At 42.1% G+C, this 1,854-nt stretch carries 1 protein-coding gene; it reads right to left on the bottom strand.

Annotation, left to right across the window (positions count from 1 at the left end):
* Positions 1–1,854, bottom strand: a 1,854-nt coding sequence (locus ACGHCK_RS11400; RefSeq protein WP_394304578.1) for a hypothetical protein, incomplete at both ends; no start/stop codon positions are given.

Raw genomic sequence — 1,854 nt, 5'->3', positions numbered from 1 at the left:
CACTTACTGACTCAGACACGGACTCTGATACGGATTCTGAAACTGATTCGCTTACTGACTCAGATACAGATTCACTCACTGACTCGGATACAGACTCAGATACAGATTCACTTACTGATTCAGACACTGACTCGCTTACTGATTCTGATACAGACTCAGATACGGATTCACTTACTGATTCTGATACAGATTCACTCACTGACTCAGATACAGATTCACTTACTGATTCAGACACGGACTCGCTTACTGATTCTGATACAGACTCAGATACAGATTCGCTTACTGACTCAGATACAGATTCACTTACTGACTCAGACACGGACTCTGATACGGATTCTGAAACTGATTCGCTTACTGACTCAGATACAGATTCACTCACTGACTCGGATACAGACTCAGATACAGATTCACTTACTGATTCAGACACGGACTCGCTTACTGATTCTGATACAGACTCAGATACAGATTCGCTTACTGACTCTGATACAGATTCACTTACTGATTCAGATACAGACTCTGATACGGATTCACTTACTGATTCTGATACGGATTCAGATACAGATTCACTTACTGACTCAGATACAGACTCTGATACTGATTCTGATACGGACTCACTTACTGACTCAGATACAGACTCAGACACGGATTCTGAAACTGATTCGCTTACTGACTCAGATACAGACTCAGATACGGATTCACTTACTGATTCAGACACGGACTCGCTTACTGATTCTGATACAGACTCAGATACGGATTCGCTCACTGACTCAGATACAGATTCACTTACTGATTCAGACACTGACTCTGATACGGATTCGCTCACTGACTCGGATACAGATTCACTTACTGATTCTGATACGGACTCAGATACAGATTCGCTTACTGACTCAGATACGGATTCACTTACTGATTCAGACACTGACTCAGATACTGACTCAGACACGGATTCTGAAACTGATTCGCTTACTGACTCAGATACGGATTCACTTACTGACTCTGATACGGATTCTGAAACTGATTCGCTTACTGACTCAGATACAGATTCGCTTACTGACTCAGATACAGACTCAGATACTGATTCAGATACGGACTCAGATACGGATTCGCTCACTGACTCAGATACGGATTCACTTACTGACTCTGATACGGATTCTGAAACTGATTCGCTTACTGACTCTGATACAGATTCGCTTACTGACTCAGATACAGACTCAGATACTGATTCAGATACGGACTCAGATACGGATTCGCTCACTGACTCAGATACAGATTCACTTACTGATTCTGATACGGACTCGCTTACTGACTCTGATACAGACTCAGATACGGATTCACTTACTGATTCAGACACTGACTCGCTTACTGATTCTGATACGGACTCAGATACGGATTCACTTACTGATTCTGATACTGACTCTGATACAGATTCGCTTACTGACTCAGACACTGACTCAGATACTGATTCTGAAACTGATTCGCTTACTGACTCAGATACAGATTCTGATACGGACTCAGATACGGACTCGCTTACTGATTCAGATACAGACTCAGATACGGATTCACTTACTGATTCAGACACTGATTCAGATACAGACTCACTTACTGATTCAGACACTGATTCAGATACAGACTCACTTACTGATTCTGATACGGACTCAGATACGGATTCGCTCACTGACTCAGATACAGATTCACTTACTGATTCAGACACTGACTCGCTTACTGATTCTGATACAGACTCAGATACTGATTCGCTCACTGACTCAGATACAGATTCACTTACTGATTCTGATACGGACTCGCTTACTGACTCTGATACGGATTCTGAAACTGATTCGCTTACTGATTCTGATA

Source organism: Lactococcus muris (assembly GCF_042849115.1).
GTDB lineage: Bacteria > Bacillota > Bacilli > Lactobacillales > Streptococcaceae > Lactococcus > Lactococcus muris.
The sequence above is the reverse complement of the archived record's forward strand: the minus strand, read 5'-3'. Positions and strand labels throughout refer to the sequence as shown.